This window comes from Streptomyces sp. NPDC058964, from assembly GCF_042741275.1.
Classification (GTDB): Bacteria; Actinomycetota; Actinomycetes; order Streptomycetales; family Streptomycetaceae; genus Streptomyces.
In genome coordinates this window covers 17,819-31,638 of record NZ_JBHYKH010000001.1, presented here as the reverse complement: position 1 = coordinate 31,638, position 13,820 = coordinate 17,819, and the positions used below count along the sequence as shown (strand labels likewise).

14 protein-coding genes are annotated in these 13,820 nt (G+C 71.1%); 9 read left to right on the top strand and 5 right to left on the bottom strand.

The window, feature by feature from the left end; translation table 11 throughout:
• Positions 1 to 54: 54 nt before the first annotated feature.
• Entirely contained in the window at positions 55 to 990 is a 936-nt protein-coding gene (locus ACFW2E_RS00155; protein WP_384458882.1) for a DUF3558 domain-containing protein, read from the top strand.
• 155 nt (positions 991 to 1,145) lie between these two features.
• On the top strand, positions 1,146 to 2,438 hold the full coding sequence (locus ACFW2E_RS00150) for a DUF2637 domain-containing protein (protein ID WP_384458879.1): 1,293 nt from the start codon (positions 1,146 to 1,148) through the stop codon (positions 2,436 to 2,438).
• A 92-nt stretch (positions 2,439 to 2,530) separates the two neighbouring features.
• Here ACFW2E_RS00150 and lysS read toward each other — a convergent pair whose 3' ends face one another.
• Entirely contained in the window at positions 2,531 to 4,273 is a 1,743-nt protein-coding gene (gene lysS, locus ACFW2E_RS00145) for a lysine--tRNA ligase (RefSeq protein WP_384458876.1), read from the bottom strand.
• Between the two features lie 135 nt (positions 4,274 to 4,408).
• Here lysS and argS point away from each other — a divergent pair, with 135 nt between their 5' ends.
• On the top strand, positions 4,409 to 6,175 hold the full coding sequence (gene argS / locus ACFW2E_RS00140; RefSeq protein WP_384458873.1) for an arginine--tRNA ligase: 1,767 nt from the start codon (positions 4,409 to 4,411) through the stop codon (positions 6,173 to 6,175).
• Between the two features lie 65 nt (positions 6,176 to 6,240).
• Here the strand turns inward: argS and ACFW2E_RS00135 are convergent, their stop codons facing one another.
• Entirely contained in the window at positions 6,241 to 6,693 is a 453-nt protein-coding gene (locus ACFW2E_RS00135; protein ID WP_384458870.1) for a peptidoglycan-binding protein, read from the bottom strand.
• Positions 6,694 to 6,967: 274 nt separating this feature from the next.
• On the opposite strand from ACFW2E_RS00135, the gene ACFW2E_RS00130 reads away from it, so the two are divergent.
• Together ACFW2E_RS00130 and ACFW2E_RS00125 are read left to right on the top strand one after the other, a co-directional pair.
• A complete protein-coding gene (locus ACFW2E_RS00130) occupies positions 6,968 to 7,750 on the top strand; it encodes a peptidoglycan-binding protein (protein WP_384458867.1) in 783 nt (260 codons plus the stop codon).
• The gene (locus ACFW2E_RS00125; RefSeq protein WP_384458864.1) at positions 7,747 to 8,571 is read left to right on the top strand and encodes a DUF2690 domain-containing protein; all 825 of its coding nucleotides are present in this window, start codon (positions 7,747 to 7,749) and stop codon (positions 8,569 to 8,571) included. Before ACFW2E_RS00130 ends, ACFW2E_RS00125 begins: the two co-directional genes overlap by 4 nt.
• On the opposite strand, the gene ACFW2E_RS00120 is transcribed toward ACFW2E_RS00125, so the two are convergent.
• The gene (locus ACFW2E_RS00120; protein WP_384458861.1) at positions 8,568 to 8,966 is read right to left on the bottom strand and encodes an ATP-binding protein; all 399 of its coding nucleotides are present in this window, start codon (positions 8,964 to 8,966) and stop codon (positions 8,568 to 8,570) included. The two genes, ACFW2E_RS00125 and ACFW2E_RS00120, sit on opposite strands and share 4 nt — an antisense overlap.
• 113 nt (positions 8,967 to 9,079) lie before the next feature.
• Between ACFW2E_RS00120 and ACFW2E_RS00115 the strand changes: the two genes are divergently transcribed.
• Genes ACFW2E_RS00115 through ACFW2E_RS00105 form a run of 3 tightly spaced genes read left to right on the top strand, consistent with a single transcriptional unit; the run spans position 9,080 to position 10,841 of the window.
• Complete coding sequence (locus ACFW2E_RS00115) at positions 9,080 to 9,907, top strand: Scr1 family TA system antitoxin-like transcriptional regulator (RefSeq protein WP_384458858.1); 828 nt, start codon at positions 9,080 to 9,082, stop codon at positions 9,905 to 9,907.
• Positions 9,904 to 10,083, top strand: a complete 180-nt coding sequence (locus tag ACFW2E_RS00110; protein WP_384458855.1) for a DUF397 domain-containing protein — start codon at positions 9,904 to 9,906, stop codon at positions 10,081 to 10,083. Before ACFW2E_RS00115 ends, ACFW2E_RS00110 begins: the two co-directional genes overlap by 4 nt.
• Before the next feature lie 32 nt (positions 10,084 to 10,115).
• Positions 10,116 to 10,841, top strand: coding sequence for a DUF4253 domain-containing protein (locus tag ACFW2E_RS00105; RefSeq protein ID WP_384458852.1), 726 nt, complete (start codon positions 10,116 to 10,118; stop codon positions 10,839 to 10,841).
• 12 nt (positions 10,842 to 10,853) lie between these two features.
• Here ACFW2E_RS00105 and ACFW2E_RS00100 read toward each other — a convergent pair whose 3' ends face one another.
• Positions 10,854 to 12,053: a PLP-dependent aminotransferase family protein gene (locus ACFW2E_RS00100; protein WP_384458849.1), complete on the bottom strand. Its 1,200-nt coding sequence runs from the start codon at positions 12,051 to 12,053 to the stop codon at positions 10,854 to 10,856.
• Positions 12,054 to 12,348: 295 nt separating this feature from the next.
• Between ACFW2E_RS00100 and ACFW2E_RS00095 the strand changes: the two genes are divergently transcribed.
• The gene (locus ACFW2E_RS00095; protein ID WP_384458846.1) at positions 12,349 to 12,507 is read left to right on the top strand and encodes a hypothetical protein; all 159 of its coding nucleotides are present in this window, start codon (positions 12,349 to 12,351) and stop codon (positions 12,505 to 12,507) included.
• Between the two features lie 38 nt (positions 12,508 to 12,545).
• Here the strand turns inward: ACFW2E_RS00095 and hemB are convergent, their stop codons facing one another.
• A complete protein-coding gene (gene hemB, locus ACFW2E_RS00090; RefSeq protein WP_384458843.1) occupies positions 12,546 to 13,538 on the bottom strand; it encodes a porphobilinogen synthase in 993 nt (330 codons plus the stop codon).
• Positions 13,539 to 13,820 lie beyond the last annotated feature (282 nt).

Genomic DNA, 13,820 nt, shown 5'->3' with positions numbered 1-13,820 from the left:
CACCGCGTACCGTGGCCCCTCGGACCCGATCCGACCGCAGGAACCCCGAGCGTCATGAGTGAAGGAACCATGCAGCGAGCAGCCCAGCGAGACGACCGAGACGACCAGCGTGATCAGCGTGACCGGCGAGCGGGACGACTCCGCCGCGCCCTTGTCTGCGCGGCCGCCGTCCCCGTGGTGTTCGTCGCCGCAGGCTGCTCCTCGGACTCCGGCTCCGACAGCAAGGAGGGCGCCGGTGTCGGGCAGACCACGAGCAGTGATTCCGGCGGCAGCTCGGTGAGCGCCTCGCCGACCGTGCAGGCGGCCGCGTACCGGAAGCTGCCGGAGGCGTGCGCGGTGCTGTCGAAGAAGACTCTGGGCGAACTCGTGCCGAAGGGTGCGAAGTCGGGCAAGGAGGGCCTTTCGGACGACGCCACGTCCCGGGCCAGCTGCTCGTGGAGCAGCCTGGACAGCAACGGCGTGAAGGGCTCCCAGTTCCGCTGGCTCAACGTCTCCCTCCTCCGCTTCGACTCCGACGCCAGCCGCGGTTCCGGTGAGAAGCAGGCGCAGGCGTACTACGGCAAGCAGGCGCAGGGCGCCCAGGCCGTGTCCGGCGCCAAGAACACCAAGTCGGAGCCGGTCGCCGGGACGGGCAACGAGGCGACGGCGGTGCGTTACGACCTGAAGAAGAAGGAAGGCAGCTTCAAGCAGCAGACGGTCGTGGTGCGCGTCGAGAACGTGGTCATCACGCTCGACTACAACGGCGCGGGCCTGGCCGGCGAGAAGACCCCCGACGCCGGTGATCTGACGAAGGCCGCGGAGAAGGCGGCCAAGGAGGTCGTGGCCGCGGTGACGGCGGCGAACGGCCAGGGCACGGGGTCGTCCGGCTCCGGCACGGGATCGGGCAAGGCTTCGGGCACGGCGAAGCCCTCGCCGTCCAGGTCGGCGTCGAAGTCGGCGAGCCCCTCGGCGTCCGCCTCCCCGTCTAAGTCAGCGTCGAAGAAGAGCTGACTGTCACACCTGGCGCACAACTCGCAGCTCAACCCGCTGATTTACCGGAGCCCGGCCCTCCAGTGGGCCGGGCTCCTCGCCTACCGGCGACACGTTTTCCGCACTCATGTGCCACCCTGTTGCGCGCAACAACACGCAAGGGGAGGGGAGTACGGGTGGCCGCGCCACTGAAGCTGACCCGGATGCACCGCGTTCTCATCGGCGTGGTCGTGTCCGGCGCGCTGATCATCGCCGGCATCGGCTTCGCCGGTTCCTACGCGGCGGTCCGCGAGCTGGCGATCAAGAAGGGCTTCGGGAACTTCTCCTATGTCTTCCCGGTCGGCATCGACGCGGGCATCTGCGTCCTGCTCGCCCTGGATCTGCTGCTGACCTGGATCCGCATCCCCTTCCCGCTGCTGCGGCAGACGGCCTGGCTGCTGACCGCGGCCACCATCGCCTTCAACGGCGCCGCGGCCTGGCCGGACCCGCTGGGCGTGGGCATGCACGCGGTGATCCCGGTCCTGTTCGTGGTCGCCGTCGAGGCGGCCCGGCACGCGATCGGCCGGATCGCCGACATCACCGCCGACAAGCACATGGAAGGCGTCCGCCTCACCCGCTGGCTGCTCTCCCCGCTGCCCACCTTCCTGCTGTGGCGCCGCATGAAGCTGTGGGAGCTGCGCTCCTACGACCAGGTCATCAAGCTGGAGCAGGAACGTCTCGTCTACCAGGCCCGCCTGCACGCCCGCTTCGGCCGCGCCTGGCGCAGGAAGGCTCCCGTGGAGTCCCTGATGCCGCTGAGGCTGGCCCGCTACGGCGTCCCGCTGGCGGAGACGGCCCCGGCCGGCCTGGCGGCCGCGGGCATCGAGCCCGCGCGGCGGCCCCCCGGCGCCCCCGGGCCAGAGGGTGGCGGGGCGGGGGGGGGGGGCGCCGCGCAGGGAGCGCTCCCGCAGAACGCGGTGCCCGCCGGCGGCCAGCGCCCCGAGCTGGTCGGCAACAACGCCGGGCAGCCGCAGGTCCCGGACGACCAGAGCCCCTGGTTCCAGGCGCCCCTGCAGGCCGACTATCACGGCGGCTACGACCCGACCTACGACCCGGACCAGTACGCCCAGTGGTTCGCGGAGCAGCAGCTGGCCGAGCAGTACTACGCGGAGCAGGGGCAGGAGCACGAGCCGGAGCCTTACCAGGAGCCCTCTTCGGAGGAGACCGGCAGCTTTCCCATCCCGGTGAGCCCGGGTCGCACGCGCGAGCTGGGCGAGGGCGGCGGCACCACGCCCTTCGAACCGGACGAGGAGGCCTACTACCAGGTCTTCAAGCAGTCGATCAACGGCAGCTACCCGACTCCGCGCGAGTTCGGCGAGAACGTGGACGCGGAGTTCAGCATCGCCCTCGCCGCGGAGGACGCCAAGCGCATGGTCAACCGCTTCACCAACCGCTACAACGCGGAGCTGGAAGAGGACCACATCGCCTGAACGCCGCGCATGAGACACCGCACGTGAGACACCGCGCGTGAGAAAGGGGCCCTCTCTCGAGGGCCCCTTTCCCGTACCGCTTACTCCCCGGGCTACTCCCCGAGCAGCGTCCGGACCCGCTCCTGGCCGACCGCCAGCAGCAGCGTGGGCAGACGCGGGCCGGTGTCACGGCCGACGAGCAGGTGGTAGAGCAGCGCGAAGAACGTCCGCTGCGCGGTCTTGATCTCCGGCGGCAGCTCCTTGGGCGTGGCGTCGGCGGAGAACCCGGCCTGGACCTTGGGCACGCCGTACACGAGGTGGGTCAGCCCGTCCAGGGACCAGTGCTCGGCGAGCCCGTCGAGCAGCAGCCGTACCGACTGCTGGGAGGCCTCGTCGAGGGACTTCAGCAGCTCGACGTCGGGCTCCTCGCGCACGACGGTCCGCTGGTCGGCGGGCACGTGCGTGTTGATCCAGGCCTCGGCCCTGTCGTACCGGGGCCGGGCCTCGTCCAGCGAGCCGATCGGGTTGGCCGGGTCGAGCTCGGAGAGGATGCGCAGGGCCTGGTCCTGGTGGCCGGCGGTGATGTCGGCGACGGAGGCCAGCGTGCGGTACGGCAGCGGGCGCGAGGTCTTCGGCAGCTCGCCGCCCGCCGTGCGCACCGCGCGCGAGTGCGCGGCGACGTCGGCCGGGAGGGCGGAGCCGTCGGCGACCTTGGCCTCCAGCTTGTCCCACTCGTCGTAGAGCCGCTGGATCTCCTGGTCGAAGGCGATCTTGAAGGACTGGTTGGGCCTGCGGCGGGCGTACAGCCAGCGCAGGATCTGCGGCTCCATGATCTTCAGCGCGTCGCCCGGGGTCGGGACCCCACCGCGGGAGGACGACATCTTCGCCATGCCGGAGATGCCGACGAACGCGTACATCGGACCGATCGGCTGCTTGCCGTCGAAGATCCCGACGATCTGGCCGCCGACCTGGAAGCTGGAGCCGGGAGAGGAGTGGTCGACGCCGGAGGGCTCGAACACGACCCCCTCGTAAGCCCACCGCATCGGCCAGTCGACCTTCCAGACCAGCTTGCCGCGGTTGAACTCGCTGAGCCGGACCGTCTCCGCGAAGCCGCACTCGTCGCAGGTGTAGGCGAGCTCGGTGGTCTCGTCGTCGTACGAGGTGACCGTGGTCAGGTCCTTGTCGCAGTTGCCGCAGTAGGGCTTGTACGGGAAGTACCCGGCGGAGCCGGAGCTGCCGTCGTCCTCGCTCGCCGCGCCGGAGCCCTCCTCGGCCTCCAGTTCGGCCTCGTCCACCGGCTTCTGGCCCTGCTTCTTGGCCTTCGGCTTGGTCCGGTACTGGGCGAGGATCGCGTCGATGTCGCCGCGGTGCTTCATGGCGTGCAGGATCTGCTCGCGGTAGACACCGGTGGTGTACTGCTCCGTCTGGCTGATGCCGTCGAACTCCACGCCCATCTCGGCGAGGGACTCGATCATGGCCGCCTTGAAGTGCTCGGCCCAGTTCGGGTACGACGACCCCTTCGGGGCGGGCACGGAGGTCAGCGGCTTGCCGATGTGCTCGGCCCAGGCGTCCTCGTCCACCCCGGCGATGCCCTTGGGCACCTTGCGGTAGCGGTCGTAGTCGTCCCAGGAGATGAGGTGCCGCACCTGGCGGCCGCGCCGCCGGATCTCGTCCGCGACGAGGTGCGGGGTCATGACCTCGCGCAGGTTGCCCAGGTGGATCGGTCCCGAGGGGGACAGCCCGGAGGCGACGACGACCGGTTTGCCCGGGGCCCGACGCTCCGACTCCTCGATGACCTCATCCGCGAAACGGGAGACCCAGTCGGTGGTCTCGGTGCTCTGAGCCACGTTCGGCACGTCCTCTTGATCCAGGAGCTCTTGATGGTCCTTTCCATACTCCCAGACCGACCCTCGACCGGGAAAACCGCTTTACCTCCCATGGGATACTGGCCGGGTCTATCCATCCCCACGAGGAGAACGGCACCCATTCCTATGGCCCCGGTCACGTCCCTCAGCGACGCAGTCCAGCAGCACCTCGCCTCCGCCATCACCGCCGCCCTGCCGGAGGCCACCGCGGACCCGCTGCTGCGACGAAGCGACCGGGCCGACTTCCAGGCCAACGGGATCCTGGCCCTGGCCAAGAAGGCGAAGGCGAACCCGAGAGAGCTGGCCACCCAGGTCGTCTCCCAGGTCGTCGCCGGTGACGTGATCCGGGACATCGAGGTCTCCGGACCCGGCTTCCTCAACATCACGATCAGCGACAAGGCGATCACGGAGAACCTGGCCGCGCGGTACGCGGACACGGAGCGCCTCGGCGTGCCGTTCGCGGAGCACCCCGGCACGACGGTGATCGACTACGCCCAGCCGAACGTGGCGAAGGAGATGCACGTCGGCCATCTGCGCTCCGCCGTGATCGGCGACGCGGTGGTCCAGATCCTGGAGTTCACCGGCGAGAGCGTGGTCCGCCGGCACCACATCGGCGACTGGGGCACCCAGTTCGGCATGCTCATCCAGTACCTGGACGAGCACCCGCACGAGCTGGACCACAAGGCCGCCGAGGTGACCGGTGAGGAGGCGATGTCGAACCTCGACCGCCTCTACAAGGCCGCGCGCAAGCTCTTCGACGCCGACGAGGAGTTCAAGACGCGGGCCCGCCGCCGGGTGGTCGACCTCCAGGCCGGTGAGCCGCAGACCCTCGCCATCTGGCAGAAGTTCGTGGACGAGTCGAAGATCTACTTCTTCTCCGTCTTCGAGAAGCTGGACATGGAGGTCCGCGACCCCGACATCGTCGGTGAGTCCGGCTACAACGACATGCTGGCCGAGACCTGCCGCCTCCTGGAGGAGTCGGGCGTCGCGGTCCGCTCCGAGGGCGCGCTCTGCGTCTTCTTCGAGGACATCAAGGGCCCCGACGGCAAGCCGGTCCCGCTGATCGTGCAGAAGTCGGACGGCGGCTACGGCTACGCGGCGACCGACCTCTCGGCGATCCGGGACCGGGTCTTCAACCTGAAGGCGCACACGATCCTGTACGTCGTCGACGCCCGGCAGGCCCTGCACTTCCGGATGGTCTTCGAGACGGCCCGCCGGGCGGGCTGGCTGAACGACGGCGTGACGGCGCAGCAGCTCGCCTTCGGCACGGTCCTCGGCAAGGACGGCAAGCCGTTCAAGACCCGTGAGGGCGAGACGGTCAAGCTCCAGGACCTCCTCGACGAGGCGGTCGACCGCGCCACGACGGTGGTCCGGGAGAAGGCCGAGAAGGTGGGCCTGTCCGAGCAGGAGATCGAGGAGAACGGCCGGTACGTCGGCATCGGCGCGGTGAAGTACGCCGACCTGTCGACCTCCGCCGTCCGGGACTACAAGTTCGACCTGGACCAGATGGTGTCGCTGAACGGTGACACGTCCGTGTACCTCCAGTACGCGTACGCCCGTATCCAGTCGATCCTCCGCAAGGCAGGCGAGGCCCGCCCCGCCGCCCACCCGGAGCTCGAACTGGCCCCGGCGGAGCGCGCGCTGGGCCTGCACCTGGACCGGTTCGCCGAGACGGTCCTGGAGGTGGCGTCGGCGTACGAGCCGCACAAGCTGGCCGCGTACCTGTACCAGCTGGCCACGTTGCTGACGACGTTCTACGACCAGTGCCAGGTCCTGTCCGCCGACAACGCCCCGGAGGTCGTGGAGAACCGGCTGTTCCTGGTCGACCTGACGGCCCGCACGCTGCACAAGGGCATGGCGCTGCTGGGCATCCGGACGCCCGAGCGGCTCTGAGCCGTCGACGTCCTGCGGCCCGTCCTCTCCCCCGGGAGGACGGGCCGCAGTCGTTCGTGCGCGGATCAGAGGGCGGCGGCGAACCGCTTGAACGCGGCCTGGGTGCCCGATCCGGCGACGCCGTCGATGGCACCGGTGTAGCCGTAGGTCCCCGTCAGGAAGCGCTGCAGCGCCTTGATCGTGTTGGGTCCGACGACCCCGTCGATGGCACCTGTGTAGCCGTCGTACTTCTGGAGGCAGCGCTGGAACGCCTTCCAGCTGTTGGTGCCGAGCTGCCCGTCGACCGTGTCGTTGTAGCCCCACCACATGTTCAGCCAGGTCTGGACCTTGCTTCCCTCCGCCGTGGTCAGCCCCAGGTTGTTCGCGGCGCGCGGCGCGACGGCCCGGGGGCTCACCGCGGCCTTCGAGACCGGCGCGGACGCCGCGAAGCTGGTGCCCGCGGCGGCGACGGTGCCGGCGGCGATGCCCGCGACAGCGGTGAGGCTGACGAGGGTCCTGGCCATGACGTTCGAGCGCATGTGTTCCTCTTTCGGATTCGTGGACCGCACCTGACGCCGTCGGCGATCAGGCGGCGACAACGAGAGTGCGGGGTGGGCGGCAGCGGCCGCCACCATTGCCGCGCAAGTGACGGCATCGCGGGACGACACCCCTTCTGACCTGCGGGGACGCCGCCCCTCGGGACGGTGCGGCGGGACGGCAGGGAAGGGATGTTGTGGCTCGTGTGAACTGCTGTTGCAGAATGTGGGGGGTAACGGACCGCTGACCACGGTCCATGAACGCGAGTGGGGGGTCATGTCGCGTTGGAAAGCGCTGCCCGCGGAACTGGATCCGCGGGTGCGGCAATTGGTGGTGCGCCTGCGCCGGCTGAAGGACCACAGTGGCCTGAGCATGCGGCAGCTGGCGGCGAAGACGGGCTACAGCCCGAAGTCGTGGGAACGGTATCTGGGCGGCGGGTCGCTGCCGCCCTGGGAGGCCGTGGAGGCACTGGCCCGGATCGGCGGTGACGATCCGGTCCGGCTGCTCGCGCTGCACGAAGTGGCCGCGGACGCGTGGGGCAACCGCCGGGCGGGCGCATCCGCACCGGAGGATCCCGCCGCGGCCGAACCGGAGGTCCCGGCGGCGGGACCCGGGAGGGCACGGCTGTCCGGACGTTCGCTGCGTGTCGCGCTCGTGGCGGGGGCGGTGGCCCTGACGCTGGCCGTATCCTCGGCGGTTCTCCTCTTCGTACGGCTCGGCAGCGGGCGGGGCGAAGCGGCGGCGGCGAACCGTCACCCGGCGGTCACCGCTTCGGCGGACCCGTCGCCTCCCGCCTACGTCTGCCGGTACGAGCGCGTCGGCGGACGCTGGTACGCGGGCAACAGCCGCACCCGGAGCGCCACGCTCGGCAGCGGCAACGCCGGTCCGGAGGTGGCCGAGGCACAGTGCCTGCTGCGCAGGGCGGGCATCTCGCCCGGAGGCATCGACGGGCTCTTCGGCCCGCTGACGCGGAGCGCGGTCAAGGACCTGCAGAAGCGTGCCGGCCTGGTCGTGGACGGCGTCATCGGGCCGTACACCTGGAAGGCCCTGCGCGCATGACGCACCCGGCGCCCGCACCGGAGCGCACCCGGCTGGCCTCCGCAATGCGGGAGCTGAGGGCACGCACGGGCCTGAGCCTGGCGGGCCTCGCGGCGAAGACCACGTTCAGCAAGTCGTCCTGGGAGCGCTATCTCAACGGCAAGACCCTGCCGCCGCGTGCGGCGGTGCGGGAGTTGTGCCACCTCGCGGGCGAGCCCGACGCCCGTTGTCTGGCGCTGTGGGAGATCGCGGAGTCGGAGTGGGGCGGCCGCGCGAGGAAGGCGGCCCAGCCGCCGCATGCGTCGCCTGCTCCTTCCGTCCCCGCTCCGAAGGAGGTCACGCCGGCCGGCCACCGGGAAGCGGCGGTCGTGGCGATCCTCGCCTCGGTGTGTGCCGTGATGGCCGGGACCGTCGCGGCGGCCCTGTTCCTCCTCCCTCACCGGAACGACGAACCACGCCCGTCCACACCTCCTACCGCCACCGGTCCGCACTGCCGGGGCAACGCCTGCGAGGGCAAGGACCCGATGCGCATGGTCTGCGCCGCGGCGCCGGACACCCTCGCCGAGCGCCGCACCGCGAGCGGGGCCCGGGTGGAACTGCGCTACAGCAAGGCATGCGGTGCCAGCTGGATACGGATGTGGGGTGCGCGGATCGGCGACCGCGCGGAGATGACGGCGAACGCCCGTGGCCCTGCCCGCGGCACCCGGGTCGACAACCGTGTCGAGGCGGACACCTACGTCCACACCCTCATGACCGCGACCCGCCCCGGGACCGTCGTCCGGGCCTGCTTCCGGCCCGCGGCGGGTGGGAAGCGGCAGTGCTTCGAAGGTCACGTGAACTAGACGACGAACTCGGCCCACACCAGTTTTCCCAACGCCCGCTCCCCCACGCCCCACTTGTCGGCGAACGCCGCCACGAGCAGCAGCCCGCGCCCGCCCTCGTCCGCCTCGTCCGCGATCCTCGGAGTGCCGGGCCCGCTGTCGTGCACCTCCACCCGCAGGACCTCGCCGTCGTACCGGAGCCGCAACAGCAGGCCGCGGCCCGGCGGCACCCCGTGCACCAGCGCGTTGGTCACCAGCTCGCTCACGCACAGCAACACGTCCTCGGCGCGGCCCCAGTCGTCCAGCCCCCAGTACTTCATCGACCATCCTGCGAACCGCCTGGCGGCGGGCACGGAGCGGCGGTCGCGGCCGTAGAACTGGTCGCGCTGGTGGGGAAGTTCGGGTTCGACGTTCACGGAGCAAATGTCGCGCAGAGTGACTAGGGTGGATCACCGGGTGAGCCCGTACAGATTTTTTGTACGGGTTCGTACGGGGTCGCGTATGGGCAGGCGTGGGGAGTTGGACCGGCATGAACTCCAAGAAGCTTCCGCGGAAGAGGAACCTCTCGGCCATGAGGATGCTCGGCGTCCAGGTCGGAACGGCTCGCCGCGCGGCCGGTCTGACGCAGCGGGCGCTCGGGGAACGGCTGATGGTCGACGAGGAGACGATCGCCTCGATCGAGCAGGGGCGACGACCGCTGAAGCGGGACTTCGCCGAGCTCCTCGACGAACTCCTGGAGACCAAGGGCCTGTTGAGCGCGGGCGTGGACAACCTCCCCGAGATCGACCAGTTCCCGCTGTACGCGGAGCAGTACATGGCACACGAGCGGGAGGCCATCGCCCTGTCCTGGTACGACGCGCTGGTCATCCCCGGCCTGCTCCAGACGCGTGAGTACGCGCGTGCGGTGCTGCGCGAGCGCGTACCGGCGTACGACGAGGACGAACTCGCCACCAAGACGGAAGCCCGCGTGGCCCGCCAGGAGATCTTCCAGCGCAAGTGCCCGCCGACGATGAGCTTCGTGGTGTGGGAGCCGGTGCTGCACCTCGGTATCGGAGGCGGGAAGGTGCGGCGCGATCAGTTGCGCCGACTGCGCGAGTGCGCCCAACTGCCAGGGCTTTCCCTGCAGTTCCTGTCCATGCACACGTCCGCACAGGCAGGATTGGACGGCACCTTCACCCTGCTCGAAACGCCCGACCATCAGCTTCTCGCCTACACCGAGGGCCAACGAGGCAGCCAGTGGGTCGCGGACCCCGACGAGGTGTCCGTTCTGGCACGTAAGTATGCGATGCTGCGGTCACAGGCCATGTCCCCTCACGAATCGAAGGGCCTAGTCGACCGCCTGCTAGGAGAGCAATGAGCACCGCACTTGAGTGGTTCAAGTCGAGCTACAGCGGCAGCGAGGGCGGCCAGTGCCTCGAAGTTGCCAACTCCCCCCGTCTCATCCACATCCGTGACTCCAAGAACCCGGAAGACGGCTCGACCCTGACGGTCTCTCCGGCCAGTTGGTCAGCCTTCGTCGCGTCGGTCGAATAGCGCTGTCAGTGCCTGCCCCTAGAGTCACGGGCATGGCGACCCTTCCCAACCCGCTGCCCAAGCTGGCGGCCGACCCGAGCGGGCGCTCGCTCGGGCTTCAGCTTCCCCCCGGGCGTGTGATCGACGAGCTGCTGTGGTGCGCGGACGGCCCCGCGTCGCCCAGCGGCTGGACCGCGCTCGCTCCCGCCCGGCGGACGGCCGGACTCCTTCCGGTGCTCGTGGACGTCGGCGGCGGTCTGGGCGGCCCGGACAACTGGGAGCTGCGGCCCGAGGAGACGTCGTACCCCGGGGACCACGACGCGGAGGAGGTGCTGGCCGAAGCCTGGGACGAGTGGCCCGGACTCGCGCCCGCCGGGACGCCCGAGGCGGACCCGGAGAAGCGGGCCGCCGAGGCGGTCGCGTCCCTGCTCGACTCGGCTCCCAGGGGGGCGGATCACCGGCTGGCCCTCGTCCCGGCCCGCCGCTCCGCCGACATCCCGGCAGCCTTCGGCTGGGCCGGTCCGCTCAACTACGAGAACGACGTGGCCCGGCTCTGTGCCGTACTCCGCTCCTGGGAGGACCGCTTCCGCATACGCGTGGTCGCGCTCTCCTACGCCGCCCTGGTCGTCTCGGTCGCCGCGCCGCCCGCCACACCGGCCGAGGCGGAGGCGGTCGCCGTCGAGCACTTCGCATTCTGCCCGGACGAGACCGGCGACGACCTCCAGGAGTACGCCAAACGCCTGATCGGCGCGCACACCTGGTCCTTCTGGTGGGACTGACACCCGTCGCCCTCAGCCGCCGAGCCCCCTGCCCAGTCGCCGCAGCCCCTCGGTGATCTCGTCCGGGGTCTGCGTCACGAAGCACAGGCGCAGGGTCGAGCGGTCGGGGGTGCCGGCGTAGAAGGGGGCACCCGGCACGTACGCCACGTCCTGTTCCACCACCTTGGGGAGCAGGGCCGTGGTGTCGTACGAGCCGGGGAGCCGGGCCCAGAGGAACATGCCACCCTCGGGGCGGTTCCAGACCGAACCCTCCGGCAAGGCGGCGGGCAGACCCGCGAGCATGGCGTCGCGGCGCTCGCCGTACACGGAGCGCACCTTGTCCACATGGCCGTCCAGCACGTCCAGGTACCCGGCCGCCGCGAGCTGGTTGACCGTCGGTGAGTGCAGGTCCGCCGCCTGCTTGGCCACCGCGCAGGCGCGCCGCAGGTGTTCGGGCGCCCGTAGCCAGCCCAGGCGTATGCCGGGGGCCATGACCTTGGAGAAGGAGCCGAGCAGGACGACCCGGTCCTCGGCGCCGGGGTGCGCGGCGATCCACGGCACCCGCTCGCCCTCGTAGCGCAGTTCGCCGTACGGGTCGTCCTCGACGATCCACAGCCCGTGCCGGGCGGCGACCGAGGCCACGGCGGCGCGGCGGGCGGCCGGCATGGTCCGGCCGGTGGGGTTCTGGAAGGTCGGCACGAGGTAGAGCAGCTTGGGTCGTTCGCGCACCACCAGTTCCGCCAGGGCCGCCGGGTCCACCCCGTCCTCGTCGCCCGGCACGCCCAGCACCCGTGCGCCCGCGAGCCCGAAGACCTGAAGTGCCGCCAGATAGCAGGGGTCCTCGACGAGCACGGTGTCCCCGGGGTCGAGCAGGGCGGTGGCCAGGAGGGACAGCGCCTGCTGCGAACCGGTCGTGATCAGCAGGTCGTCGGCGGCCGTCGGCAGGCCCTGTGCCGTGACGCGCGCGGCCAGCCCGGCCCGCAGCGCCGGTTCGCCCTCCGTCGTGGAGTACTGGAGTGCCTTGTCCGGCGTCCGCTCCAGCACCTCGCGGAACGCGGCCCCGATGCCCTCGCGGTCGAACAGCTCCGGCGCGGGCAGACCGCCCGCGAAGTTGATCACCTCGGGGCGCGCGGTGACCGCGAGGATGTCGCGCACGGGCGAGCCGCCGACCGTACCCGCTCGCGCGGAGAGCGGCGGGACGGGGGCGTGCGGAGCGGGCTCGGCGAGGGACATGGCAACGGCTCCTTCGGCTGCGGGCACCGGATGGCGGACACCAGGTGCCGGACACCATGTGGCGTACTGCCCGCAGCCTAGGAAGATGGGTGCCGCCTACACCGGTAATTCCGCGATCCGGACGCCCGGTTGAGGCCTCGGCGTCCCGGAACGCCGTCCCAGGCCAGGCCGTCTCCGCAGTTCAGTGCCATGGTCCTGGTTCAGGCGTCCCGAATCGCCCGCGAGAGGTGGCAGCGGACGCGGGCGCCGCGCAGGCTTGGGTTCACGCCGATCGCTTCCGACCAGGAGTCCCCCCATGCCCGCACGTCCGGCCCCGGCCCGTCTGCTCGCCGCCGTCGCGCTCGCGCTGGTGGCGGCGCTCTCCCTCACGGCGTGCAGGAACGGGGAGGGCGTACGCGACGAGGGCCCGTCCTCCTCGGTCTCCCGGTCCGAGCCGTCCAGCGGGAACTCGTAGCCGGGCCGGGTGGGAACGCCCGACAGCAGCGGCGGCCCCTAGTCCAGCATCCGGGCCGCCTCGGTGGCCCAGTAGGTGAGGATGTTGCGCGCTCCGGCCCGCTTGATGCCGGTCAGCGTCTCCAGGATGGCCCGGTCCCGGTCGACCCAGCCCTTCTCCGCGGCGGCCTCGATCATCGAGTACTCGCCGGAGATCTGGTAGGCGGCGACCGGCACGTCCACGGCGTCGGCGACGCGGGCCAGGATGTCGAGGTAGGGCCCGGCGGGCTTCACCATCACCATGTCGGCCCCCTCCTCCAGGTCGAGGGCCAGCTCCCGCAGCGACTCGCGCCAGTTGGCGGGGTCCTGCTGGTAGGTCTTGCGGTCGCCCTTGAGCGAAGAGGCGACGGCCTCCCGGAAGGGGCCGTAGAAGGCGGAGGAGTACTTGGCGGTGTAGGCGAGGATGGCGACGTCCTCACGGCCGATCTGGTCCAGGGCGTCGCGGATGACCCCGATCTGCCCGTCCATCATCCCGCTGGGCCCCACGACATGGGCGCCCGCGTCGGCCTGCACCTGGGCCATCTCGGCGTACCGCTCCAGGGTGGCGTCGTTGTCGACACGGCCGTGCTCGTCGAGCACACCGCAGTGCCCGTGGTCGATCGTCTCGTCGAGGCACAGGTCGGACATGACGAGCAGCTCGTCGCCCACCTCGGCCCGCACGTCACGGATCGCCACCTGCAGGATCCCGTCCGGATCGGTCCCGGGAGTGCCGAGGGCGTCCTTCTTCGACTCCTCGGGGACGCCGAAGAGCATGATCCCGGAGATCCCCGCCTCGACCGCCTCCGCGGCAGCCTTCTTCAGGCTGTCCCGCGTGTGCTGCACGACGCCGGGCATGGCGGCGATCGGCACGGGCTCGCTCAGGCCCTCGCGCACGAACGCCGGGAGGATGAAGTCGGCCGGGTGGAGCCGGGTCTCGGCGACCATACGGCGCATGGTGGGGGTGGTGCGCAGCCGCCGGGGACGCGTACCGGGGAAGGATCCGTACTTCGTCATGCGCTCTACGCTACGCCCGGCCGAGGCCCCCTTTTACCGACGCACCGTCGGCCCCGACCCGACCCGCCGGAGACGGCTCCGCACCTCGCACTCCGACCCGCCCGAGCCGACTGCGCGCCTCGCTTCCCAGCCGACCGGGACGGGTGGGCGAGTGGGAAACGGGGGTGGCCGGGGGCGGGGGCCCCCCGGGACCCCCAGGGGGGGGATCCGCCCGCCCCCCCCCCCCCCCCCCCCCCCCCGGCGGGGGCGCCCCGGCCCCCCCGCCCCCGCGCGCGCCCCCCC

What these genes read in the sequence shown, in the direction of transcription:
- ACFW2E_RS00095 (WP_384458846.1), top strand. Translation starts at nt 12,349, where the DNA reads ATGCCCGCACGTCCGGCCCCGGCCCGTCTGCTCGCCGCCGTCGCGCTC.
- hemB (WP_384458843.1), bottom strand. Translation starts at nt 13,538, where the DNA reads ATGACGAAGTACGGATCCTTCCCCGGTACGCGTCCCCGGCGGCTGCGC.
- ACFW2E_RS00115 (WP_384458858.1), top strand. Translation starts at nt 9,080, where the DNA reads ATGAACTCCAAGAAGCTTCCGCGGAAGAGGAACCTCTCGGCCATGAGG.
- ACFW2E_RS00155 (WP_384458882.1), top strand. Translation starts at nt 55, where the DNA reads ATGAGTGAAGGAACCATGCAGCGAGCAGCCCAGCGAGACGACCGAGAC.
- ACFW2E_RS00105 (WP_384458852.1), top strand. Translation starts at nt 10,116, where the DNA reads ATGGCGACCCTTCCCAACCCGCTGCCCAAGCTGGCGGCCGACCCGAGC.
- ACFW2E_RS00135 (WP_384458870.1), bottom strand. Translation starts at nt 6,693, where the DNA reads ATGCGCTCGAACGTCATGGCCAGGACCCTCGTCAGCCTCACCGCTGTC.
- ACFW2E_RS00100 (WP_384458849.1), bottom strand. Translation starts at nt 12,053, where the DNA reads ATGTCCCTCGCCGAGCCCGCTCCGCACGCCCCCGTCCCGCCGCTCTCC.
- argS (WP_384458873.1), top strand. Translation starts at nt 4,409, where the DNA reads ATGGCCCCGGTCACGTCCCTCAGCGACGCAGTCCAGCAGCACCTCGCC.
- ACFW2E_RS00125 (WP_384458864.1), top strand. Translation starts at nt 7,747, where the DNA reads ATGACGCACCCGGCGCCCGCACCGGAGCGCACCCGGCTGGCCTCCGCA.
- ACFW2E_RS00130 (WP_384458867.1), top strand. Translation starts at nt 6,968, where the DNA reads ATGTCGCGTTGGAAAGCGCTGCCCGCGGAACTGGATCCGCGGGTGCGG.
- ACFW2E_RS00110 (WP_384458855.1), top strand. Translation starts at nt 9,904, where the DNA reads ATGAGCACCGCACTTGAGTGGTTCAAGTCGAGCTACAGCGGCAGCGAG.